We start from the raw sequence: 20494 nt of genomic DNA, 5'->3' as shown, positions 1-20494 counted from the left end.
TCAAACTTGACTAACCGCGGTTCGCCAGGCACAGTCGCGTCGGTCAACTAGTCAAACTTGATTACCTAGGAGGCGTTTCGATGATCACCGCACGCGGTCTCGCCAGGCGGTTCGCCGGGCGAGGGCGCGCCGAAGTGCACGCGGTCCAGGGCGTCGACCTCGACGTGGCAGCCGGGGAGCTGGTCGCTTTCCTCGGCCCCAACGGCGCGGGGAAGACCACGACGCTGCGCATGCTCACCACGCTCCTGCGCCCGACCGGCGGCACCGCGACCGTCGCGGGGCACGATCTGCGCACCGACCCCGTCGGCGTGCGCCGCGGTATCGGGTACGTGGCGCAGGGCGGCGGCTGTTCGCCGGAGACCACGGTCACCGGTGAACTGGTCATGCAGGGCAGGCTCCACCGGATGTCCAAAGCGGACGCCACGGCCAAGGCGGCCGAACTGTGCGCGCGCCTCGACCTCGACGGGCTCGGCGAACGGGCGGCGAAAACACTGTCCGGCGGCGAGCGGCGAAGGCTCGACATCGCGGTCGGGCTCGTGCACGGCCCGAAACTGGTCTTCCTCGACGAGCCGAGCACCGGGCTCGATCCGCACAGCAGGGCCAACCTCTGGGAGCACATCCGCCGCCTCCGCGACGAGCACGGCACGACGGTGTTCCTGACCACCCACTACCTCGACGAGGCGGACGCGCTCGCGGACCGCGTCCTGGTGCTCGACCACGGCAGGATCGTCGCCGAAGGAACCTCGGACTCGCTCAAGTCGCAGGTCTCCGGCGACGCCGTGGCGCTCGGCGTGGAGGCGGAATCGGTCGCCGCGGCGGCCAGGATCGCAAGCGCGTTCCCCGGCGCGCGCGAAGTGTCCACTTCGGATGACGGGGTGGCGTTCCGCGTCCCCCGCGGGGACAGCGCGGTACCGGAGCTGCTCCGGCTGCTCGCCGAGGACGGGGTCGCCATGCGGTCCGTGCAGGTTCGCAGGCCGACGCTGGACGACGTGTTCCTCGCGCTCACCGGGCGGAGCCTGCGCGACGCCGGGCAGGAGGCCGCACATGTGGCGTGACATTTGGCTGGTCTTCCAGCGGGACCTGGCGTCGGCGGTGCGGAGCCCGGCGTGGCTGCTGATCGGGCTCACGCAACCGCTGCTGTACCTGTTCTTCTTCGGTCCGCTGTTCGTGCGGGTGCTGTCCACACCGGACGGCTGGCTCGTGCTCACCCCGGGGCTGATCGCGCAGCTCGCCCTGTTCGGCGGCATCACGGTCGGTTTCAGCCTGCTCGCGGACTACCGCGCGGGCGTGGTCGAACGGCTGCGCGTGACGCCCGCGAGCAGGCTCGCACTGCTGCTGGGGAAGGTGCTCGCGAGCGCGGTGCAGGCAACCGTGCAGGCACTGCTGCTCATCGCGGTCGCGTTCCTCGTGTTCCGGCTGGACCTCTCGTTGGCCGGGCTCCTGCTCAGCCTGCTCATCACCTTCGTGCTCGCCATCGCGATCGCCGCCTGCTCGAACGCGCTCGCGCTGACGCTCAAGAGCGAGCGGTCGTTCCCCGCGCTGATGAACACCGTGCTGATGCCGGTTCTGCTGCTGTCCGGGATCCTGATCCCCATCGACGACGCGACGGCGCCGGACTGGCTGCGCACCGTGGCGCGCGTCAACCCGGTGAGCCACATCGTGACCGCGCTGCGCGGCGCGTTCCGCGGCGACTTCTCCTCGCCCCCGGTGCTCGTCGGACTCGCCGTCACGGTCGCGTTCGCCGTGCTTGCGGTGTGGTGGGGAGCCCGCGCGTTCGCGCGCGAAAACGCTTGACACGACACGCCCCTGAATCGCGAAAGATCACGCCGCCCGCCATTGCCGCACGTAGGGTGGCCTTTCGCGGTGAGGGGCGGAGTGGTGATGACGGAACCCGAAAGCGAGCGCGGCATCAACCTGTCGCGCCGGGAAACGGTGGAGGACTGGCGTGCCGTGCACGCCGCGGCCGTCCGGTTCGCCTCCATCACCGTCACCGAAAGCGCCAACTGGAGCGACCCGATCGCCGAGCACTACGTCACCGGGGCGCAGGAAGCCGGGATCCACGCGGGGGCGCGGCACTTCGCGCGGCCGGGCGGCGTGCACGACCAGGCGGACCACTTCGTCCGCGTAGCGAAGAAGCTCGGCGCGTTCGCACCCGGATCGCTCGCCCCCGCGCTGGAGATCGACGCCGAGGGGGTGGACGACAAGTTCATCAAGGCGTGGATCAAGTTCGTCCGCGCTTCGGCCAAAGTGGAGCGTGTGCTCGTCTACGCGGGGCACGACTACTTCGCGCACCGGCTCAACCCGGACAAGTGGGCCGACGGCGAGGTCACGCTCTGGCTGGCCAGGCACAACGGGATCCCCGGCCGCCCCGGCTGGTTCCACCCGCGCGTCGGCGTGCACCAGCACGGGAACACCGCGGACGTGCCCGGTATCCGGGGCCCGGTCGGCCACGACGCCGTCGTCTACCCGTTCACGCTCGGCGACCTGCTGCTCTGACAGGCGGGGTGGTGCGGCGCGGAAGTGGCCGTCGGGGCGCTCAAGTCCCCGAAAGCCACCTTCGGGGAATCTAGCGCCACTTTCGCAGCCCTCGCGGATGCGCGGGCAGCGGCGCGCATGCCTCGAAGGTGGCCTTCCGGGCGCTAGACGCCGCGAATCCACCCCTCGCGCGCTCGCCTGCCGCAGGACCATGCCGTGAAAGTGGCTTTCGGGACGCTGAGTTCCCTGAATGTCACGTTCGGGGCATGCGAGAACTCGCTTCGGCGGGGACACGGTCAGGGGGCGAGCTTCGCCTTGATCAGGAAGACGTTGTAGGGGCCCCACTGGGAGAGCAGGAAGTACAGCTCGTCCCCGTCGAGCGACCACGGGTGCAGGTACCCGCCGTAGAGCTGCCCGAACTGCGCGCCGGAGGCGGCCACGTCGCCGTCCGACCACGGGCCTTCCGGGCGGTCCGCGGTGCGTAGCCGCACCACGCCCGCCGGGTCGTCAAGGTGCATCGCCATCCATTGTCCGAAGTGGACGTTGTAGGCGACGTCCAGCTCGCCGACGTTGCCCGGCAGCACCTCGGCCGCGCGGAACGGGTCGCGCGCCCAGCCGTCGCCGGTCCAGTACTCGTAGGCGTTCGCCTTCAGTATGTCCGATGTGGACGCTCGCGCGAGGTGTGCGCCACCGAGGCGGCCGTTCGTGGTGCCGAACAGGTACACGTGGTCGCCGTCGCGGGCGAGCGCGCCGATCTGGAACGGGTGGTCGTGCTCGGCGCGGTTGATCCAGCACGCCGACTGCGGCTTCGACCAGGTCCGGCCGTCGTCTTCGGACACCGCGATCCCGCCGTAGTTCGTGTGCCACTTGCCAGGCGGGCCCCACACGCGCACCGACATGTAGTGCACGTACTGCTTGCCGTCGATCGAAATCCCCGAATTCGGGATCACGGTGACCTCGTCCGGTCTCGGGTCGCGCTCGATGACCTGCGCGGCGAGGCCGTCTTCGCGCTGCACCACGCCGTCGAGCGTCATGCCGTTCGCGAGGTCGCGCGTCGAGGAGAAGGCGAGGACGTTGCACCGCCAGTCGGCGCTGTTCGGGCCGCCGCCGTCGCCGCCCCATCCTTCGCCGAAGGTGTCTCCGAAGAGGACGAACAGGCGGCCGCCGCCCCCGTCCCACACGATGCCGAGATCGGTGCCGTGTATCCCGAACCGCTCGTCGGTGCGGCTGACCGAACCGGGCCCGGTCACCCTGCCCACCAGTGTCGTTTCGATCACTCGAACCATGTGGCCGACCGTACGCGCTACTCCCGGCGCCCGCCTTCGGTGAGAATGGCCGCCATGCGGTTGGTGCGCGAGAGGCTCGGGTCGGATGCGTCGCCGGAACAGGCGTTGCTCCTGCTCGGCGCGCCCGCCGCGCTGTGCGGTGACTGGTTTTCCTCGCGCGCGGTGATCGCACCCGCCCTCGGCGCGCCCACCCGCGCGAGTGACTTCGCGCTGCCGGTACCCGCCGTCCGCGACCCGGTGCCCGGCGCGATCGGCGGCGGGTGGTTCGGCTACTTCTCCTACGACCTGACCGATCCGTCGCGTCGCCGGGGACCGCTACCCGTCGAACGCTGGGCCTGGGCGGATCACGTGCTGCGCCTCGACGACCACGGCACGTGGTGGTTCGAGGCGCTCGTTGGCGACGACGAGGCGTTCCCAGCAGACCTCGCAGCGAAGTACGACGCTGTGTTGCGAGGCCGCGCTCTACGACACGGCTGGACGCCTTCGGCGCTGCGGCGCGCGCACGCCGACGACCACCGCACCGCGGTGAAGAACTGCGTGCAGGCCATCGAGGCCGGAGAACTGTTCCAGGCCAACGTGTGCACCCGGTTCTCCGGCCCGTTCGACGGCGAGCCGCGCGAGCTGTTCGCCGAGGGCGTCCGGCGGTGGAATCCGCGCCGCGCCGCCTACCTCGGCGGCGAATGGGGCGCGCTCGTCTCGCTGTCGCCGGAGCTTTTCCTTTCCCGGCAAGGAAGAGCGGTCCGGTCGACGCCCATCAAGGGCACGCTCCCCCGGCGCGGCACCTCCGACGACCACCTCGCCGCGAAGCTTCGCGAGTCCACCAAGGACGTCGCGGAGAACGTGATGATCACCGATCTGGTGCGCAACGACCTCGGCCGCGTGTGCGAGACCGGCACCGTGCGCGTGCCGGAACTGCTCGCGGTGCGGCCCGCACCGGGAGTGTGGCACCTGCATTCCACTGTGGAGGGTCAGCTCGCGGCGGGGGTCACCGACGCGGAGCTGCTGCGGGCGACGTTCCCGCCGGGTTCGGTCACCGGCGCGCCGAAGATCCGCGCGCTCGACGAAATCGCCGAACTCGAACCCGTCGCGCGGGGTGTCTACACGGGAGCGATCGGGCTGGTGTCCCCGGTCGCGGGCCTCGAACTGAACGTCGCCATCCGGACGCTGGAGATCCACGACGGCACGGTTTCGCTCGGAGTCGGCGGCGGGATCACCGCCGACTCCGACTGCGAAGCCGAGTGGCAGGAATGCCTGCACAAGGCCGCGACGCTCGAAGAACTCCTCGCCGACCCGCCGGTCAGCGCGACGGGTCGAGCGTGAGCTTGCCCGTGGTGCCACGCGACCGCAGCGCCTCGTGCGCCGTCCGCGCCTGCGACAGCCCGTAGACGCCACCGTCGACCGCGCGCACGGTACCCGCCGCGGCCAGCTCGAACAGCTCGCCCATCGCGCGGGAGAAAACGTTGCCCGGCAAGGAGAACACGTGCGGCAGCCACATACCCGCGACCGTCGTGCTGTGCGCGAGCAGCGAGCGCGGGTCGATCGCCTGCGGCAGTTCCCTGCTCGCCATCCCGTAGAACCCGAGCCGCCCGAACGGCGCCAGCGAGGCCACGCTCTGGTCGGTGACCGAGCCGCCGGTCATGTCGAGCACGATGTCCACCCGCTTGCCGCCGTTGGCTTCGATCAGCGCGCCCTTCATGTCTTCGGCCCGCGAGTCGATCGCGACGTCGGCACCGAGCTCCAGCGCCAGCGCGCGCTTTTCCTCGCTGCTCGCGGTCGCGATGACCCTGCCCGCGCCCCACGCCTTCGCGAGCTGCACCGCGATGCTGCCGACGCCACCGGCCGCGGCGTGCACCACCACGGACTCGCCCGCTTCCAGGTGCGTGCTCTTGCGCAGCAGCAGCCACGCGGTGCTGCCCTGCACGATGAACGACAACGCCGTGGTGTCGTCGACGCCGTCGGGCACGTCCACGGTCAGCGGCAGGTCGGCGACCGCGCGCTCGGCGTACCCGCCACCGCCGTTGAGGAGCGCGACCACGCGCCTGCCGTCGGGCGTCCTGCCCACCACCTCGCCGCCAGGCACGAGCGGGAGGCTGCTCGGGGCGAGGTAGCTGTTCTCGGCCTGGTGGGTGTCCGCGTAGTTGACGCCGGCGCGGTCGATTTCCACGAGCACCTGGCCAGCGCCGGGCTCCGGGTCGGGCAGCTCGACGAGGTTGAGCACCTCGGGACCGCCGAATTCAGTCACCTGTACAGCTCGCATGAGACGATCCTACGATATGTCTCATGACCCGACCAGACGCCTTGCAGGCCTTCCGCGTCGCCAGGACGTGGTTCTCGCACGGCCGCAAGATCGACATGGGCGAGCTGGCCGAAGAGCTGGGCGTCGGCAGGGCCACTCTGTTCCGCTGGGTCGGCAACCGGGACGAGCTGCTCGGCGAGATCCTGTGGTCGCTCGCCGAGCGCGTGTTCGACCGGCAGGCGCGCCGCGGCTCCGGGGCCGAACTGGTCGCGAACACCGTCGGCGACTTCGTGCGCACGGTCAACGCCGACGAAGCGTTCCGGCGATTCCTGCGCACCGAGCCCGAGCGCGCGCTGCGGCTGCTCACCACGAAGGCGAGCGTGGTGCAGCGGCGCACCATCGCGAAAATGGCCGAGCTGCTGGCAACGGAGATCGGCACGCCGCCGCTTCCCGTCGAGGACGCCGCCTACCTCGTGGTGCGCATCGCCGAATCCTTCATCTACACCGACGTGATCACCGGCGGCGAACCCGACGCGGACAAGGCCCGGCAGGCCGTGCTGGCGCTGCTGGGCCCGTGACCTCAGTCGAGGCAGAACTCGTTGCCCTCGACGTCCAGCATCGGCAGGCACGATTCGTTGTACTCGTCGGCGACCAGCAGCTCCAGGCGGGTCGCACCGAGCGCGACCAGTCGGGCGCACTCGGCTTCGAGCGCGGCGACGCGCTCGTCACCCACGAGCCCGGTGCCGACCCGGACGTCGATGTGCACCCGGTTCTTGACGACCTTGCCCTCTGGTAGTTGCTTTCGAGACGTAACGGGCTCACGCTGGGCCTATGACCAGGTACGTTGCACTCTACTGCCGGATTTCGGTGGACCGCGCAGGACGCAAAGAGGGCGTGAAGGCGCAAGAGCGCTGGGGACGCGACTACGCCGCGCAGACGTGGCCCGGATTGCCGGTAAAGGTGTTCGCCGACAATGACTTGAGCGCCGCCGAAGAGGATCTAGAGCGACCCGAGTACAACAGTTTGCGGGATGCGATCGAGCGGGGTGAAGTCGCGCATATCTGGACGGTGGAGCAGTACCGGCTTGAACGGCGAGAGATTCAGTGGTTCCAACTTGCTGCCCTGATGGACGCGGCGGGTATCGAAGAGTTGCACACCAACCGGGATGGCATTGTTCGGGTCCGCGATGAGGTGGCCGGAATCAAGGCGGTCTTGGGCGCGGGTGAGGTTCGTCGTACGAAGCGGCGGATCAATGACAGGTTGGCCGATAAGGCGGCAGAAGGTGAGCCGCCGGGCGGCAACCCGTTCGGGTACAAGCGCGCGGTGAAAGAGGACGGCACCAAGACGTATGTAGAGGTTCCGGAGGAGGCTGACGCGATACGGCAGGCGGCGGAATGGGTGCTGGCGGGGTGGTCGCTGGCGAATATCGCCGCACAGTTCCGCTCACGTGGGTTGCGGGGTGCGAACGGCGGGCAGATCAGTCCGGGGGCGGTGCGAAACTGGGTCACCCTGCCGACGGTGGCGGGGCATCGGGTGTATCGGGGTCAGATAGTGGCGCGGGGGAACTGGGCGCCGATTTTGGACGAGAACACGTGGCAGGCGTGCCGACTCGTGTTGTCGCAGCCGCGCCGGGTGAAGCGCGCGGACGGGAAGGGGACGTATCCGATCGGTGCGCGGCATCGGGGGAATTCGACCGGCCGTAGGTATCTGCTCACGGGTGGGTTGATGGTGTGCGGGGTGTGTCAGCACCGCCTTACCGGTTCCATGAGGACTGTCCACAAGCGGCGGGTGGCGTATTTGCAGTGTCATCCGACTGCCGGGGGCCGTGGGTGCACCGGCATCCTGTTGGACGAGACAGAACGGTATGTGGTCAAGAGGTTGTTCAAGGAACTGGACAAGCCGGAATTCCTGAACGCCATAGCGGCGGACGAACACGGCCCGCGCCGCGAGCAGATCGCCAAGGAACTCGACGCGTTGGAGCGTCAACGGGTCGAGTTGGCGGCGGAGTGGGCGACCCCGGGAAGTTTGACCATGTCCGAGTGGAAGGAAGCGCGGCAGGGTATCGCGGACAACGAGAACCGGTTACGGCGCGAGTACGCGAGCCTGCCGCCCAAGGTGATCGATATCGACATTGCGGAGGCGCGGGAGGCATGGCCGGACATGACACTAGACGAAAAGCGCGGGTTCCTGCGCCTGTTCATCGAGAAGATCACCTTGGAGAAGTCGCCGCCGGGCATGCACCGGACCTACAACCCCGAACGCGTGAAAATCAAGTGGCAGGTGTCGCTACGCTCGGACGCGTCTACCGCAGGCGAAGGGGAACGGTGATCGTGTGACGCTGCCAAATCCGGGCGGTGGTCCTCTGCCGACCGCGCATGAGGACACCGCACGCGTCAATGTGGACAGCTTCGCCACGGAGGTGTGACAGCGGTGGGGCTACCGGCTTGTCACCTCGCGGCGGTGCCCGGACAAGGACTACGGAGACGGCCGGTACGCGTGGACTCTGACTTTCCAGCGTCCGAACGGCGAACGCCACTCGTGCGAAGTGCAGATGTTCGGCGTGGCCCGCGACTACAGCCGTGGTGACAACCCGCTCACGTTCCCGGAACCACGGCTGTACGTGGACGGTAGTTCGTGGGTGTGGGACTTCGCGGTATCGCAGGCGGCAGCGAGCGAGGACCGCGACCCGCACGACGACTGAGACCGGGCTGTGACGCTACCGAAGCCGGGCGGGAGGCGTACGAAACATTTGGCCCGGTGGCCCATGGAAACGCAACCAGGGCGGTGCCACACTGGCGTGTGAGGACGTCGACGGATCCTGGACCCTGGCCGTTGGCGTTCCTCGCAGCCGCTTCGTGGTGGCGTAGGCACCGTGCCCCGAACGACGGCATACGCGAGGCAGCTTCAGCCTTTGAGACCGATTGTGACGGCAGAACCCCGGCAACCGTGGTTGCCGGGGTTCTGCCGTGTTGCGGGTCAGTCTGTGGCTTTCTCTGCATCTGTGGGGTGGGGTTCATCGGTCGCGGTCCGTTCGGTCTTGCGGGCCAGTGCCGCGCGCACGATGCGCGCCGCCCTTCAAATGGCGCGCAGCGCCGCACACCACTCCGCCTTGCAGATCCGTCCTAGCGACTCCTGGAGACCCCCTGGCGCGGTGGTGGGCCAGCCTGCGGCTACCCCAGATGGCGTATAGCCTGGACTAGGCCTTTTGTGTTTCACTGAGTCTTCCGTTCAACTAAGAGTTAATTCTGCAATTATTTCTTCCAAGGGGGAGAACATATGCGAAGAACGATGCGCACCAGAGCTTGCTTAGGAGCAATCGGCGCGATCGTTGCGACATTGTCTTTTAGTCACGCTTCGGCGGCTGCCAGCGAAAAACTGAAGCAGATAAATTGCACAGGTTTTGCCACTGGAACGGACGGCGTTGTTCCAGATCTCACCCAATCGACAGCCACGCTATCATGCGATAGGCCCGCGTACTTTCTTGGCATAACTCTTACTCTTTATAAAAAGCAAGCCGATGGCTCATTCGCTCAGGTTGGGACCCCGGCGACAGCTTCAGTTAATAATCAAAGTTCAGCTAATGTGGTGTCCTCGTGGAACGAGTGTCATTACGGCGACACGATGTACTCAAAGGCTCATTTCACACAAGAAGAAACCCCGTTGGGCACCCACTTGGAGTGGAATAAGAACGGGCCGTCAACCATAGTCCGCAATTGCTCTCCGTCGCGATGGGTGGTAGAAAAGACAGCAATAGACGTTGACGGAGAAGACGTGCCTGTACGCGTAGGGCAGAACATAGCGCCAACCTTTGGCATGCTGCATGCGAGCGGAAAACATAAAGTAACCTCCTCAACAGTAGTCGCCACGACAATAGAACAAGGAGAGAAGGAAGTCCGCGGACCAGATAACCCGAACTACGTTCTCAACATCTACAACACACAGGATCCTGACGAGACACTTGATTTTGTGGTCGGTTCACTGACCATCGACAATATAGGACTTCCCGGAATCCCGGTCGAACACTCGCCAGACGGCCGCCCGGTTGGCGTTCTAACCGCGTTTTGCAGGGGCATGGACGAGTGTCCTCAATGGGTAAACGGGCCAGGGCCAACGTCAGGCAATCGGGCAACATTTGGCATTACGAAAACAAAATTGGCAACACATTAGCCCGGAAGGGCAATACACATGGAGAGTCCGCCAGCAAAAGACCAGGCATTGACTTGGATTAAAGAACAGGTTGACGTCTCTTTCGCAAAAAACACCGCAGAAGCAGAGGAGCGCGGCGACAGTTTCTATGTCACCGCCGTCTTCAGGGAAGACTCCTTAGGGTACGTGACGTTCAAAATGCTCAGTCCCGAACCAACCGAGGTTCGCGTACGTTTCCCGCTTCTAGGTGACGATGGTTCCCCACGCTACTACTGGAACCTAGGTATACACCTTGCAGCTTTCTTAGACAGTCGATGGGCATTTCGGGATTCTGTTCTGGTCCAACTTTTCGACGGCGGACGCGTGGTCGATGCCTCGGAGTACTTCGGCTACTGATAGGCCCGACCACCTGAAAGAGTGCACGATTTCACGACAGAACCCCCGGCAACCGTGGTTGCCGGGGGTTCTGTCGTGTGGTGAGTCAGTCTGTGGCCGTCTCTGCCTCTGTGGGGTGGGGTTCATCGGTCGCGGTCCGTTCGGTCTTGCGGGCCAGTGCCGCGCGCACGATGCGCGCCGCCCTTCCTAGAATCACGGGGTCATCCAGAGCGCGGATCTCGCGAACGCCGGACGGGGCACCGTCAGCCCGTGGCGGCCTACTGGTCATCGGCGCCCCCGTCGGTGTCCGGGGAGTCCGGCCGTGACGGTGCCGGACCGTGTTTTCCGGGGGTTTCGGGGGTGTTCCGGCGGGTGCCGGATTGCCTCCCCCGCTGGGGTTTTCCCTGGTCAACCGGGGGAGTTTGGTCGTTTTCGGCGCTGGGGAGAACTCCCCGGTTCCCCGTGGCCTCCCCGTCGTGCTCCCCCGCCTGTTCGTCCTCTCGGGTGGCGAGTGCGGAACTCACGTCATCGGCCCGGATGACCATGACGCCGTGGCTCTTGCCGGGGGTGATGCCGTAGCGGTTGAGCGTGGCTGAGAGATCGGTCAACGTCCAGCCGTCGTACTCGTCCGGGTTGTCCGCGATCAACCGCGCAAGCACGGTTTGCGTGCGGACACGCTTCTCTCCCTGGCACACGTCCAGGATATCGGCCAAGTGATCAACCGGTGCCGGTTCGCCGCCGTCGTCTGCGGTGGTCGCGGTCACCTGCCGTCCCTGTTCGGCCAGTAGCGCCATAGCGCGCGCCACGACCGGGGTCACCATGTCCGTACCGTCCTCGAACGGCACATAGAAGGTACGTACCAACTCCCATGGTTCGTCGGTGATCCCTACCGCTACGCACGTGCCCCGATCGGTCCGCATGCGTAGTTCGGTGGCGCGGATGCCTGCCCGGTACCGGCCCGCGCCCAACAGGCCGTCGTTGGCTATGTGGTCGGCCACGGCGAACGCGACACCACACGAGATGTTGCGGGTCACTTCCTTGGGGATGGAGTCCTTTGTGGGCGATTGCGTCGCCAAGACCAGGATCACGCCGTACTTGCGGCCACGTTTGATCAGCCGGACGGCCAACTCTGCCGCGTGCTTCCCATATTTCTTGTGCTGGAACAGTTCGTGACACTCGTCGATTGCCAGGATGAGCGGGTGCAACCCCAACCCCGGCTTGTCCGCGAGCTTGCGGGACACCTTGGGCGGGCGTCCGGGTTGCGCGCCCAAGATCCGGCCGCGCCGCTCCATCTCCTCTGTAAGGTCCCTCAGCGCCGCCACGGCATCGGCGGCCACTGAATCATCCATGCCCATGCGGTAGCGGCTCAGACGCGGCCTCAGCGGCTCGAAATCCGGGCTCTCGCCCATGACGAACACCCACAGTTCGGCGGTGGGGTCCAACCCCGCCCCGAGGACCAGCGTCCGCATGGCCGCCGTCTTGCCCTGACCGGGCCGACCACCGATCAACCAATTCGCCTCAAGCAACGGCGCGTTCACGACAAGGCCGCGTTGGGTCAGGCCCCACGGCACCCCGTCGAACACATCCACCGTGCCCTCATGCAACAGCGGCCAGTCACCCGCGCCCCCCTGAAGCGTGCCCTTGTCGGCAATCCAGAGGTCCAGTACTCCGTCCTCATCGGCTTTGGTGGGCCAGGTTTCCAGCGACGCGCGCCCGAGGTTCGCCGCGAGCGTGGCGCGGCGGTCGGCCACCATGTCGGCGGTCACCCCGAGGGGCAGCCGCACCCGCGCGAACGTTCCATCTCCGTCCTTGCGCGCGGCGGTGAGGTAGCTCAATTCCCCACCGTCCTTGAAAAAACGGTTCAGCGGAGCCACACCAAGATGCGCCAGGGCACGGGAGATCATGCGTTCGTCCACCCAGGACTCAGCGTCTCCGCGGTCGGGTTGAACGAGCCATCCCGCGCCCGGTGTTTTGTCGCGTCCTTCCCATGTGGCGGCGGCAATCCAGCCGATCGGGCCGACGGTCAGCAGCCACGGCACCACGGCCACGATGCCCGCTCCGATACCGTCGCGGATCTCATACAGGGCGGCTAGCCAGTCGGGCATGCTCGCGCGGTCGAACAACATTTCGGTGAGTGCGAGCAGGACCAGCACGACCACCACCACGGCGGCGGTGACCACCACGCGCCGCAGGCCGATTGCGAGCTTGGCCCACCGTGCTTTCGCGTCGGCCCGTAGGGTTTCCTGTGCTTCGCGGCGGGCTTGCGCGTCGCCTGCCATCCGGGCTTGCCGGACGTCCCCGCGAAGATCGGCGTAGGTGGCCCACGTCCATCCCTTCGCGATCCATCGGCCGTGACCACGCAGCAGGAACCACAACAGCCGCAGGAGATCCTGCGGTGCCTTGCGCACCCGGTAGGCCAGTAGCGCCCGCCACCGTGCGGCACGGTCGGACTCCCGTACCCGCCGCACCACGTAGCCGGTGCAGTCGATCACCTTGCGCCGCACCACTAGCCCCGCCCGGCGGGCCGTGCTCCCACCGCCGTCGTTGTTGTGCTCGTTGTTGTCGGTGATCACCTCCGTGTCGATTACTTCCGCGTCGTAGATCTTCGGGACCAGCTCACCCGCGCGTGCTCCGCCGTCGGGGGTCTCAGGCGTCGTGTTCATCGCTGACCACCCCCGGCGCTGTCGGCGGTCAGCGTCGCCGCCAACCGGGAGGACAGGCCGCGCGAACACCCGGTGGCCTCGCGCACCCACGCGGGGGTCACGACGGTTTCCGGGGTCCGTGCGGCGCGTGCGAGCGCGAGATACTCCGCGAACGAGGTCCGCGCGCGCCGAGCTGGTGACGCCGCGTCCGTGCCCGCGTCCGGTTGCGACGGCTCCGAAGTGGACACGGCCGCGCCGGTGTCGGCCGTCCCGTTCACGCCCGGCGGGGCGTGGTCGGCGGTGTTCATGAACGCGACCGCCATAGCCGCGCCGAGTTTGTCCCGCAGATCTGTCACGGCTTCGGCGGCGACGAACACGACCAGCGGCGGCACCGAGTGCAGTACCACCAACGCCGGGCTACCGGCCGTGTACGCCTCCCACGTGTTCATGACGTAGGTAGCGGTCAGCGTGAACCACTTGGCCGCCCGCACCCATCCTCCGGTGCGGATGCCGTGGCGTGCGGTGACCTGTTCGGCCCGCAGGATCGACAGCAGCACTACCGACACCATCGGGTCGAGCAGCCACGCGGTACACCACGGCAGAGACCACGCGGGTGCGCCGTTCGCGGCGAACTGCTGAACGTTGGTCATCGTGAACGCCAAGCCCAACAGCACACCCGACCAGCACAACCGGTCCACCTGGATAGCCACCCGCTCGACGGGTTCGGTTCCTGCCTTCCTTGGTTCGGTCATCGGCGACCACCCCGCCGCACGTCCACAGTGGTCACCGTCAACGCCCTGGTGAGCGTGTACGAGGTGAACAGCGCGGGCAGCCCCAACGCCGCGACGCGCAACAGCCAGTGCGCACCGGGGTAGGTGAACGCCAACCACTGCACACCCGACAGCAGTGCCGCGCCGACGACCACGCGACCGGTCAGCGACAACAGCCGGGCACTGGCGCGTGCCGCGTCCGCCGTCCGCCGCGCGCGCCGGGCCGACGCGCGCCATATCCACAACACGACCAGCGCCACGCCCAACGCCGCGAGCAACTGAGTAGGGGTCACGTTCATGAACGGCCCCCGTCCCTGCGGGCCGTCCACGCGAGATAGGCCGCGCGCCGGTCGTCTTCGGCGAGTGCGCCCCACACGCCGACCGTGCCGTAACCGGCCGTGCGGAACTCCAGTTCCAGACACTCATCACGCACCGGGCAGTCACCGCAGATAGCGGCGGCCACCTCCCGTTCGGGGCCGTCCTCGGGGCACTCCGGGTTGTCGGTTCCTGCGGTGAACCACATGCACGCCCCGTCGCGGGTCACCACGTGCAACAGCACCCCGGACGGCACCACTTCGAGGTGATCAAGCCGCGCGGCGGCCTGTTCGGCGAACTCGCCGTACTCCTGTTCGTCGGTCACTTCCGCCCCCTCTCGCCGGGGGCGGGCAGCAACAGCGCGACCGCGTGAGCGGGAACGACCAGCCGCCCACGGCGACGGACCGCAGGCAGCACGCCGACACGGATCAAGCGGCACACGTGGTCTTCGTCCACTCCGAGAATCCACGCGGTCTCACGGATCGAAAACACGCCGGTATAAACGGCGCGGTATTCGTGGTTATCCATAATATTTGGTTCCTTCTACTAGGTTTCCGTCCCGCTTCTGCGAGCCGGTGAACCCAGTAGGCGCCGAAACCAAGAAATCAACTATGCCGCGTCCGGAATATCGATATGCCGCCGCGCGAGTAACCGCAGGTCAACTACCATGACGCGGCAAAAGAGTATTCAGAATCCGCATATTTCCGCGTCAATATTCACCACGTGAATAGTTGATCTTGAAAGTGAGGTCCGCCGGCGGGCGCCACACCCCCTCTGAACTGCGGAAACGTGCACCGCGGAGCGGCCGCGGAACGCCCCTCCAGAGGTCCTACGAGCGGGTGTCGAACGGCCGTTTCCGAGGTTTCGCCGGACCGGCGGCGGGGCGCGCTGCCCGTCCGACATGCCGCGTGCGGATTATTCGCCGACGCACTCCCTGTGAGCTGGGGTTATGCGGGATCCTGCATAGCGTATGCGGCTCCCGGCATAGACCACCGGACACCAGGGGCACCACGGTTGCCACAGACCCACGAACAATTCGAACAGAGCAGGCGGCCTGCGAATGACCGAAACACACGGCGGCCGTAGCGAGCGCGCATCGCGCTTGACCGTCACCGCGTCACTCAGTAACGGCGTCGCGCGCGTGGCGCACGGAAAAGCGGCAGCGGTCAACCTGATAGACACGATCCTCGCGACCGAGCACACGCGATCGGAGACCCTTCTCTACATCGGCGACCGCGAGTACTACAGCGCGCCCGACGGCGGCCCGATTCCCAACCACCAGTTCCGGATCACCGTCTCATCGCTGCGCCGGGTGGCCGCTCTTCACTACAGCGACCACGACGACACCGATATGCCCCACGCGGTCACTTACGACCCGCGTCAACCCCACCCAGAAGTAGACCTCATCTTCAGCGAGGAAACTGGCGCCGTTTTTCCCCGTTCCGCTCTCATCCCGATAACGCACGCACGCATGGCGCTACTCGAATGGCTCGAAACACGCAAACGCCCGCGCTGCGTCGAATGGATCGCGTACTAACCACGGCGCCGCCGGTAATCCAACAAAGAGGAAGATCACGCAGTGAACAGTCTGGACCTGGAAATCGGTTTGTTCTCAAGTCAGAACGAACTCAGCGAACGCATACTCAATGATCGGGCGTTCATCGAACGGACCCGCTTGCGCAAAGACCGCGAACTCATCGCATACCGCGATGAGGGCGAATGGCTGAATCGCCTACGCGAGCAGAACAAAATGCTGATACGACACCTATGTGACCTGACTAATCTATCCCGTTCCGCAATTCAATGCATAGAACACGGCAGGCAACGCCCATCGCTCTACACACTCCGCAAACTCGCGTACGCACTCGGCGTAGAACCTGATCAATTAATCCTCTTGGTTGCAGAGGACTACGTGGCACGTGACGCCCATCTATATGAGACAGGCCTCTACCAGCCTGACAGATTTCCTGTACGCAAAGACGGAAAGGAACTGTCCCGGATCACATGGCAGTACGCCGTAGGCAACAGTCATCAGGTAAGACTAGGATCGCATATCCACGCCATCCGAAACCGCGCATCCATCACACAGAAAGAATGGGCCAAACGCTCGCGAATGGGCGCTACCATCCTGTCAAAGATCGAGAATTCGCGATACAACCTATCCACTGTTCCCCTGCTCATCGGAGTGGCGATAGGACTTCGGGTGCCGCTGGACGAACTAACGTCATTCGTAGTTCTCCATCAGGTACGGAACCGGAACCGTGCTTTGTAACCTTGACTGGTGGGCCTCCCATCAACGGGGAACCCACAACAGGCCACCACCAGGAACCCGCGTCCGGATCACCGAACCGACCCCGTACAACGGCAGGGAAGGAACCGTGACCTACTACGAGGGACAGTGGAATAGCACGATATTCCCGGTCCGGATGGACTACATCGGAATGACGCACATGTTCAGCACGAACGACGTAACCGAACTAGCCGCCCCCGACACATCCTCTCAACCAAACCAAAAGAAGAAATGAATCCCTCAGCGGAAACCGTACACGCGCTCATGGCCGCATATCTGAAACACACAGACAAGTACGGGCACCTGCCTGTATCACTCGTGCGGGTCAACGCCGGTGACGACATATCAGAACGCCACCTATTGGTGCGCGCCGGATACGGACCACTGTCAGAAGTCGCGCGCGCATTGTCCCCGTGGGCCATGACCCTAGATGACAGATCTGTGTACCTCTGGGACAGCGGAGACATGCCAGAAGCTCAGATTCAGGTACACGGCGCTCTCATTACCGGCACCCCGATTGAAGTCGTCGGCTACGTCATATTCGGCACTGGCGTCTTCCCCAACCTGAAACCCGGTGAGCTCTGCGAAATACCGGTGTGCGCACTCCTGTGCTGGGCAGCAACAGCACTAGACGACGACAAAGCCGAAACAGCACCGCAACTTTGCGGAAACCCCGGGCTCTGCGATCACTCCTTTTCGAAACCCGGTCCGGACCGCATGTGATGCAGAAGCAGCAGAGCAGCAACCGCGTTGGCGCTTCGAATTTCTCCCTTGTTGACCAAGTCGGGAACTGCGGCTAGGGGAATCCACTCTCGACGATTAGATTCGAAGTCGTCTTCAGGATGGCTCACATATTCGGCGCCGTCTGCCCAATAGATATGATGTAGCGCGTCCGCTAGACCGTTTGACGGTTCAACGGTGAGCAACTTGTGTAGCGGTCCCGCACGCCAACCGGTCTCTTCGAGCATTTCCCGCGCCGCCGCATGCTCGACTGATTCGCCGTCATCAACCACACCAGCAGGCAACTCCCAACCCCAAGTATTCGTGATGAATCGATGCCGCCATAGCAACATGACCTCATCACGGGAATTTACCGCAGCGACAAGCGCAACGGCGCGCTGCCTAATCAGATAATGATCTAGATGGCGGCCGTCCGGCAACTCGACGTCCGCCAAGTTGACCTTGAACCAACGATTTTCGTAGACAAGTTTCTCGCCATGATTTATCCACTCCACGCGACTACGTCCAATCACTCAGTGTTCACACCAGTAAGGCGACGGCATTGTCTACCATATCGATGGCGTCACGAGCGACACTAGGCGCCCCCTTGGCCAGAGAGTTTCTGATCTCCACGAAGCGCCTTATAAGGCGCCGTGATTCCATACCGTACGATGTCTCCACCATTTTAGTCGCCAATGAAGAGGCGCGCTCAATCTCGCCTTTTGCGATTTCAAGTGTAGCTAGCGACGCTAGTTGATTGACTTTACCCCTCGCATGACTTCCGCTTTTGATGGAAGTCTCCGCATACTGTTCTGCCGCCTGATAATCGCCGAGACTCATAAGAGCTTCAGCAATTCCCGCATGCAAGTGTCCGGTTTGAGCGTAACTTGCCTCAGCAATCGACGCAGTGGCAGGATTAGAAGAAAAGTGCGATTCCAGGTTGTGAATCGCGCGCAATGCCGCCGATTTTTCTGCCTGAAACGCCAGAGACTTCACATTCATCACTTGCAGGTCAACCGCCAGCGAGGAAGTCCCCTCATCAAGCAAAGACAGAGCTGACTTGGATAAGTCTTCGGCTGTCCGATAATCCTCTAAAGCCAAAGCTTGGTTCGTCATCAACGCTAAAACGTAACCCTGAAAGCTGCGATCACCTAATGCTTGCGCAATGTTCAACGCTTGCAGAAAGTAAGAATTTGCGGCTGTCCAGTCTTCAGAATCGTAGGCACAGACACCCGTTAGCGCGATCAATGCCCCAATCGCGCGCTGATGCTCTACTCCAGTAGGATCGCTACCGGAATTCATGGCGATAAGCGGCGATGAATGCCGAGCAAGATACTGTTCTAGCCGGACTCTTGCAACAAGACCACCGGAGTTTCTATACATCTTCTCAAAGTGTAAACGCGCATCCGCCAGCTTGCCGACTCGTAGTATTTTACTCGTGTCTATCGTCGGCCGCAGTCCCGCACCGTTCGAGTCGGGCAATTGCAAAGGCCCTACTGCGGCCACAATAGGGCCCGCCCTCTGCCCGCTCTCTTCTGAGTGGTAAAACCAGCATAGACGCCTTGGAATATTAAGTGCTTCTACCCAGCCTCGCAGCGTCCTTACGGTGTACTCTGTCGAGTCCGGCGCATTTTCGATTCTGCTGATTTGCGCTTGGTTCATATTGAGCCAACGGCCAAGCACTTCTTGGTTTAGCCCCTTGCCAAACGAGCGCAACCAGTGCGGATGGTTCCGGTAAGCACGAAATACTGCGCCGATGTGCTCACGCTTGAACGCTGCGCGAAACTGATCGGTTTCGTAGAACTCGTCTTTGAACACGGGAGGCGTACGAAGTTGGTCAGCCCGCGACTTGAAGCACTTCCCGCACAGCAACGCGTTATTGTCCGCCGCAAGGAGTGTCCCGCACGCCCCGCAGCGTCTCCCTCGCCGCGCCCCTGTGGCGGGCCGTCGCGCTCCCGGTGCTCCCATCGCTTGCCCCTAGGCTGTGATCACTACCACGTCTCTGACCAGCCTACATGCTGTATGACCCCCCGATTAAGTAGGCGCTCTGTCACGCTTTGTAACTTGTTACGTCTCTATAACATGTACCCTCGGGAACGCGCTGGAAGAACAGGCGCGGGCCGACGCCATCGGGATCACCGCAGGCGAACGCCGCGCCCTGCCGTTCCGGCGGCAGCGAGCGGTCGAAATCGCCCCAGCTGGCGAATCCCTCCGGAGGCGGCGGCACGACGTACCCGAGCACCTCGCACCAGAACCGGGCCACGCGCTCGGGATCAGCGCAATCGAACGTGATTTGGACCTGCTTGACCGACGCCATGGGCTCACCCTAACCGCGGGCGCCTTCCACTGGGTGGCATTTATCGGGCCCGCGACGCGAGCACCGCGTCGTACAGCTCCTTTTTGGACACTCCGGCGGCCGCGGCGACCTCCGCCGATGCCGACTTGAGCCGCTCGCCCGCGGCCACCCGCTCGGCGACCTCGCCGACCAGGTCCTCGACCCGCACGGACCGCGGCGCGGCGCCGTCGAGCACCACGGTGATCTCCCCGCGCACCCCGTCGGCCGCCCAGTCGGCCAGCTCGGCGAGCGTGCCGCGGCGGACCTCCTCGTAGGTCTTCGTCAGCTCGCGGCACACCGCGGCCCGCCGGTCGCCGCCCAATCCCGCCACCGCGTCTTCCAGTGTCGAAGCGAGCCGGTGCGGTGATTCGAAGAAGACCACCGTGCGCGGCTCGCGGGCCAGTTCGGCGAACCACTTCGCCCGCTCGCCCTGTTTGCGCGGCGCGAACCCGTCGAAGCAGAACCGGTCGCACGGCAGGCCGGACAGGGCCAGCGCGGTGGTGACCGCGGACGGGCCGGGCAGGCAGGTCACCGCGATGTCCTCCTCGACGCACGCGACGACGAGGCGGAACCCGGGATCCGACACGCTCGGCATGCCCGCGTCCGTCACCAGCACGACGGTCAGCCCGTCGCGGAGGAATTCCAGCAGCTTCGGCAGGCGCGCCGACTCGACGTCCTCGTAGAAGGAAACGATCTTGCCCGTCGGTGTCACGCGCAGCGCCAGGGTGAGCGCGCGCAGGCGCCGCGTGTCCTCCGCGGCGATCACGTCGGCCTCGGCCAACGCCGCCGTCAAGCGCGCGGAAGCGTCCCCGATGTCGCCGAGCGGGGTCGCGGCCAGCACCAGCCGTCCAGCTTCCATGGGCATACGGTCGCAGACCGCGGACACCCCCGCCCACCCGGGCCG

21 protein-coding genes and 2 pseudogenes are annotated in these 20494 nt (G+C 65.2%); 11 read left to right on the top strand and 12 right to left on the bottom strand.

Going from position 1 to position 20494, the window contains the following annotated elements:
- Window positions 1-80: 80 nt before the first annotated feature.
- The 3 genes from HUW46_RS27180 (at window position 81) to HUW46_RS27170 (ending at window position 2496) form a co-directional block, all read left to right on the top strand.
- Window positions 81-1055 (top strand): ATP-binding cassette domain-containing protein, encoded by a 975-nt coding sequence (locus HUW46_RS27180; RefSeq protein ID WP_215541634.1) that lies wholly within the window; start codon window positions 81-83, stop codon window positions 1053-1055.
- Window positions 1045-1794: an ABC transporter permease gene (locus HUW46_RS27175; protein ID WP_215541633.1), complete on the top strand. Its 750-nt coding sequence runs from the start codon at window positions 1045-1047 to the stop codon at window positions 1792-1794. Before HUW46_RS27180 ends, HUW46_RS27175 begins: the two co-directional genes overlap by 11 nt.
- An 87-nt stretch (window positions 1795-1881) precedes the next feature.
- A complete protein-coding gene (locus tag HUW46_RS27170) occupies window positions 1882-2496 on the top strand; it encodes a glycoside hydrolase family 25 protein (protein ID WP_215541632.1) in 615 nt (204 codons plus the stop codon).
- Between the two features lie 275 nt (window positions 2497-2771).
- Here HUW46_RS27170 and HUW46_RS27165 read toward each other — a convergent pair whose 3' ends face one another.
- Complete coding sequence (locus tag HUW46_RS27165) at window positions 2772-3761, bottom strand: DUF4185 domain-containing protein (RefSeq protein ID WP_215541631.1); 990 nt, start codon at window positions 3759-3761, stop codon at window positions 2772-2774.
- A gap of 54 nt (window positions 3762-3815) precedes the next feature.
- Between HUW46_RS27165 and HUW46_RS27160 the strand changes: the two genes are divergently transcribed.
- The gene (locus tag HUW46_RS27160) at window positions 3816-5081 is read left to right on the top strand and encodes an aminodeoxychorismate synthase component I (protein WP_215541630.1); all 1266 of its coding nucleotides are present in this window, start codon (window positions 3816-3818) and stop codon (window positions 5079-5081) included.
- Here HUW46_RS27160 and HUW46_RS27155 read toward each other — a convergent pair.
- Entirely contained in the window at window positions 5059-6018 is a 960-nt protein-coding gene (locus tag HUW46_RS27155; protein ID WP_215541629.1) for a quinone oxidoreductase family protein, read from the bottom strand. The two genes, HUW46_RS27160 and HUW46_RS27155, sit on opposite strands and share 23 nt — an antisense overlap.
- A gap of 23 nt (window positions 6019-6041) precedes the next feature.
- Here HUW46_RS27155 and HUW46_RS27150 point away from each other — a divergent pair, with 23 nt between their 5' ends.
- The gene (locus HUW46_RS27150; RefSeq protein ID WP_215541628.1) at window positions 6042-6575 is read left to right on the top strand and encodes a QsdR family transcriptional regulator; all 534 of its coding nucleotides are present in this window, start codon (window positions 6042-6044) and stop codon (window positions 6573-6575) included.
- Between the two features lie 2 nt (window positions 6576-6577).
- On the opposite strand, the pseudogene HUW46_RS27145 reads toward HUW46_RS27150, so the two are convergent.
- Window positions 6578-6799, bottom strand: a pseudogene (locus HUW46_RS27145) (VOC family protein); the annotation flags it as partial.
- Window positions 6800-6828: 29 nt separating this feature from the next.
- Between HUW46_RS27145 and HUW46_RS27140 the strand changes: the two are divergent.
- The 4 genes from HUW46_RS27140 (at window position 6829) to HUW46_RS27125 (ending at window position 10539) form a co-directional block, all read left to right on the top strand.
- A complete protein-coding gene (locus HUW46_RS27140) occupies window positions 6829-8325 on the top strand; it encodes a recombinase family protein (RefSeq protein ID WP_215541627.1) in 1497 nt (498 codons plus the stop codon).
- Between the two features lie 223 nt (window positions 8326-8548).
- On the top strand, window positions 8549-8698 hold the full coding sequence (locus tag HUW46_RS27135; protein WP_215541626.1) for a hypothetical protein: 150 nt from the start codon (window positions 8549-8551) through the stop codon (window positions 8696-8698).
- A gap of 587 nt (window positions 8699-9285) precedes the next feature.
- Window positions 9286-10164 carry a hypothetical protein gene (locus HUW46_RS27130; RefSeq protein ID WP_215541625.1) on the top strand — a complete coding sequence of 293 codons (879 nt, stop codon included), beginning with the start codon at window positions 9286-9288 and terminating at the stop codon, window positions 10162-10164.
- A gap of 18 nt (window positions 10165-10182) precedes the next feature.
- On the top strand, window positions 10183-10539 hold the full coding sequence (locus tag HUW46_RS27125; RefSeq protein ID WP_215541624.1) for a hypothetical protein: 357 nt from the start codon (window positions 10183-10185) through the stop codon (window positions 10537-10539).
- Window positions 10540-10796: 257 nt separating this feature from the next.
- Here HUW46_RS27125 and HUW46_RS27120 read toward each other — a convergent pair whose 3' ends face one another.
- From HUW46_RS27120 to HUW46_RS27100, 5 genes are read right to left on the bottom strand one after another with little or no spacing between them, the layout of a single operon-like run.
- The gene (locus HUW46_RS27120; protein ID WP_215541623.1) at window positions 10797-13181 is read right to left on the bottom strand and encodes an FtsK/SpoIIIE domain-containing protein; all 2385 of its coding nucleotides are present in this window, start codon (window positions 13179-13181) and stop codon (window positions 10797-10799) included.
- Window positions 13178-13912: a hypothetical protein gene (locus HUW46_RS27115; RefSeq protein ID WP_254124944.1), complete on the bottom strand. Its 735-nt coding sequence runs from the start codon at window positions 13910-13912 to the stop codon at window positions 13178-13180. Before HUW46_RS27115 ends, HUW46_RS27120 begins: the two co-directional genes overlap by 4 nt.
- Window positions 13909-14229 carry a hypothetical protein gene (locus HUW46_RS27110; protein ID WP_215541622.1) on the bottom strand — a complete coding sequence of 107 codons (321 nt, stop codon included), beginning with the start codon at window positions 14227-14229 and terminating at the stop codon, window positions 13909-13911. The genes HUW46_RS27115 and HUW46_RS27110 overlap by 4 nt, the downstream gene beginning before the upstream one ends.
- Complete coding sequence (locus tag HUW46_RS27105; RefSeq protein WP_254124943.1) at window positions 14226-14570, bottom strand: WhiB family transcriptional regulator; 345 nt, start codon at window positions 14568-14570, stop codon at window positions 14226-14228. Before HUW46_RS27105 ends, HUW46_RS27110 begins: the two co-directional genes overlap by 4 nt.
- Window positions 14567-14773, bottom strand: coding sequence for a helix-turn-helix domain-containing protein (locus HUW46_RS27100; protein ID WP_215541621.1), 207 nt, complete (start codon window positions 14771-14773; stop codon window positions 14567-14569). Before HUW46_RS27100 ends, HUW46_RS27105 begins: the two co-directional genes overlap by 4 nt.
- Window positions 14774-15305: 532 nt before the next feature.
- Here HUW46_RS27100 and HUW46_RS27095 point away from each other — a divergent pair.
- Together HUW46_RS27095 and HUW46_RS27090 are read left to right on the top strand one after the other, a co-directional pair.
- Window positions 15306-15782, top strand: coding sequence for an Imm1 family immunity protein (locus HUW46_RS27095; protein WP_215541620.1), 477 nt, complete (start codon window positions 15306-15308; stop codon window positions 15780-15782).
- A 42-nt stretch (window positions 15783-15824) separates the two neighbouring features.
- The gene (locus HUW46_RS27090; protein ID WP_215541619.1) at window positions 15825-16517 is read left to right on the top strand and encodes a helix-turn-helix domain-containing protein; all 693 of its coding nucleotides are present in this window, start codon (window positions 15825-15827) and stop codon (window positions 16515-16517) included.
- A gap of 704 nt (window positions 16518-17221) precedes the next feature.
- Here HUW46_RS27090 and HUW46_RS27085 read toward each other — a convergent pair.
- The 4 genes and pseudogenes from HUW46_RS27085 to rsmI form a co-directional block, all read right to left on the bottom strand.
- Window positions 17222-17770 (bottom strand): NUDIX hydrolase, encoded by a 549-nt coding sequence (locus HUW46_RS27085; RefSeq protein ID WP_256451385.1) that lies wholly within the window; start codon window positions 17768-17770, stop codon window positions 17222-17224.
- A 25-nt stretch (window positions 17771-17795) separates the two neighbouring features.
- Window positions 17796-19073, bottom strand: coding sequence for a hypothetical protein (locus HUW46_RS27080; protein WP_215541618.1), 1278 nt, complete (start codon window positions 19071-19073; stop codon window positions 17796-17798).
- Window positions 19074-19341: 268 nt separating this feature from the next.
- Window positions 19342-19572 (bottom strand): annotated as a pseudogene (locus HUW46_RS27075) (VOC family protein); the annotation flags it as partial.
- Window positions 19573-19612: 40 nt separating this feature from the next.
- A complete protein-coding gene (gene rsmI / locus HUW46_RS27070; RefSeq protein WP_215541617.1) occupies window positions 19613-20449 on the bottom strand; it encodes a 16S rRNA (cytidine(1402)-2'-O)-methyltransferase in 837 nt (278 codons plus the stop codon).
- Between the last annotated feature and the right edge of the window lie 45 nt (window positions 20450-20494).

Source organism: Amycolatopsis sp. CA-230715 (genome assembly GCF_018736145.1).
Taxonomy (GTDB): Bacteria; Actinomycetota; Actinomycetes; order Mycobacteriales; family Pseudonocardiaceae; genus Amycolatopsis.
Note: the sequence above shows the minus strand (reverse complement) of the source record. Positions and strands in the feature narration are given on the sequence as shown.

Excerpts from the sequence above, each read along its gene's own strand:
- HUW46_RS27100 (WP_215541621.1), bottom strand. The coding sequence starts at position 14,773 with ATGGATAACCACGAATACCGCGCCGTTTATACCGGCGTGTTTTCGATC.
- HUW46_RS27140 (WP_215541627.1), top strand. The coding sequence starts at position 6,829 with ATGACCAGGTACGTTGCACTCTACTGCCGGATTTCGGTGGACCGCGCA.
- HUW46_RS27135 (WP_215541626.1), top strand. The coding sequence starts at position 8,549 with ATGTTCGGCGTGGCCCGCGACTACAGCCGTGGTGACAACCCGCTCACG.
- HUW46_RS27130 (WP_215541625.1), top strand. The coding sequence starts at position 9,286 with ATGCGCACCAGAGCTTGCTTAGGAGCAATCGGCGCGATCGTTGCGACA.
- HUW46_RS27170 (WP_215541632.1), top strand. The coding sequence starts at position 1,882 with ATGACGGAACCCGAAAGCGAGCGCGGCATCAACCTGTCGCGCCGGGAA.
- HUW46_RS27115 (WP_254124944.1), bottom strand. The coding sequence starts at position 13,912 with ATGACCGAACCAAGGAAGGCAGGAACCGAACCCGTCGAGCGGGTGGCT.
- HUW46_RS27160 (WP_215541630.1), top strand. The coding sequence starts at position 3,816 with ATGCGGTTGGTGCGCGAGAGGCTCGGGTCGGATGCGTCGCCGGAACAG.
- HUW46_RS27180 (WP_215541634.1), top strand. The coding sequence starts at position 81 with ATGATCACCGCACGCGGTCTCGCCAGGCGGTTCGCCGGGCGAGGGCGC.
- HUW46_RS27110 (WP_215541622.1), bottom strand. The coding sequence starts at position 14,229 with ATGAACGTGACCCCTACTCAGTTGCTCGCGGCGTTGGGCGTGGCGCTG.
- HUW46_RS27175 (WP_215541633.1), top strand. The coding sequence starts at position 1,045 with ATGTGGCGTGACATTTGGCTGGTCTTCCAGCGGGACCTGGCGTCGGCG.
- HUW46_RS27125 (WP_215541624.1), top strand. The coding sequence starts at position 10,183 with ATGGAGAGTCCGCCAGCAAAAGACCAGGCATTGACTTGGATTAAAGAA.
- HUW46_RS27155 (WP_215541629.1), bottom strand. The coding sequence starts at position 6,018 with ATGCGAGCTGTACAGGTGACTGAATTCGGCGGTCCCGAGGTGCTCAAC.
- HUW46_RS27120 (WP_215541623.1), bottom strand. The coding sequence starts at position 13,181 with ATGAACACGACGCCTGAGACCCCCGACGGCGGAGCACGCGCGGGTGAG.
- rsmI (WP_215541617.1), bottom strand. The coding sequence starts at position 20,449 with ATGGAAGCTGGACGGCTGGTGCTGGCCGCGACCCCGCTCGGCGACATC.
- HUW46_RS27150 (WP_215541628.1), top strand. The coding sequence starts at position 6,042 with ATGACCCGACCAGACGCCTTGCAGGCCTTCCGCGTCGCCAGGACGTGG.
- HUW46_RS27095 (WP_215541620.1), top strand. The coding sequence starts at position 15,306 with ATGACCGAAACACACGGCGGCCGTAGCGAGCGCGCATCGCGCTTGACC.
- HUW46_RS27165 (WP_215541631.1), bottom strand. The coding sequence starts at position 3,761 with ATGGTTCGAGTGATCGAAACGACACTGGTGGGCAGGGTGACCGGGCCC.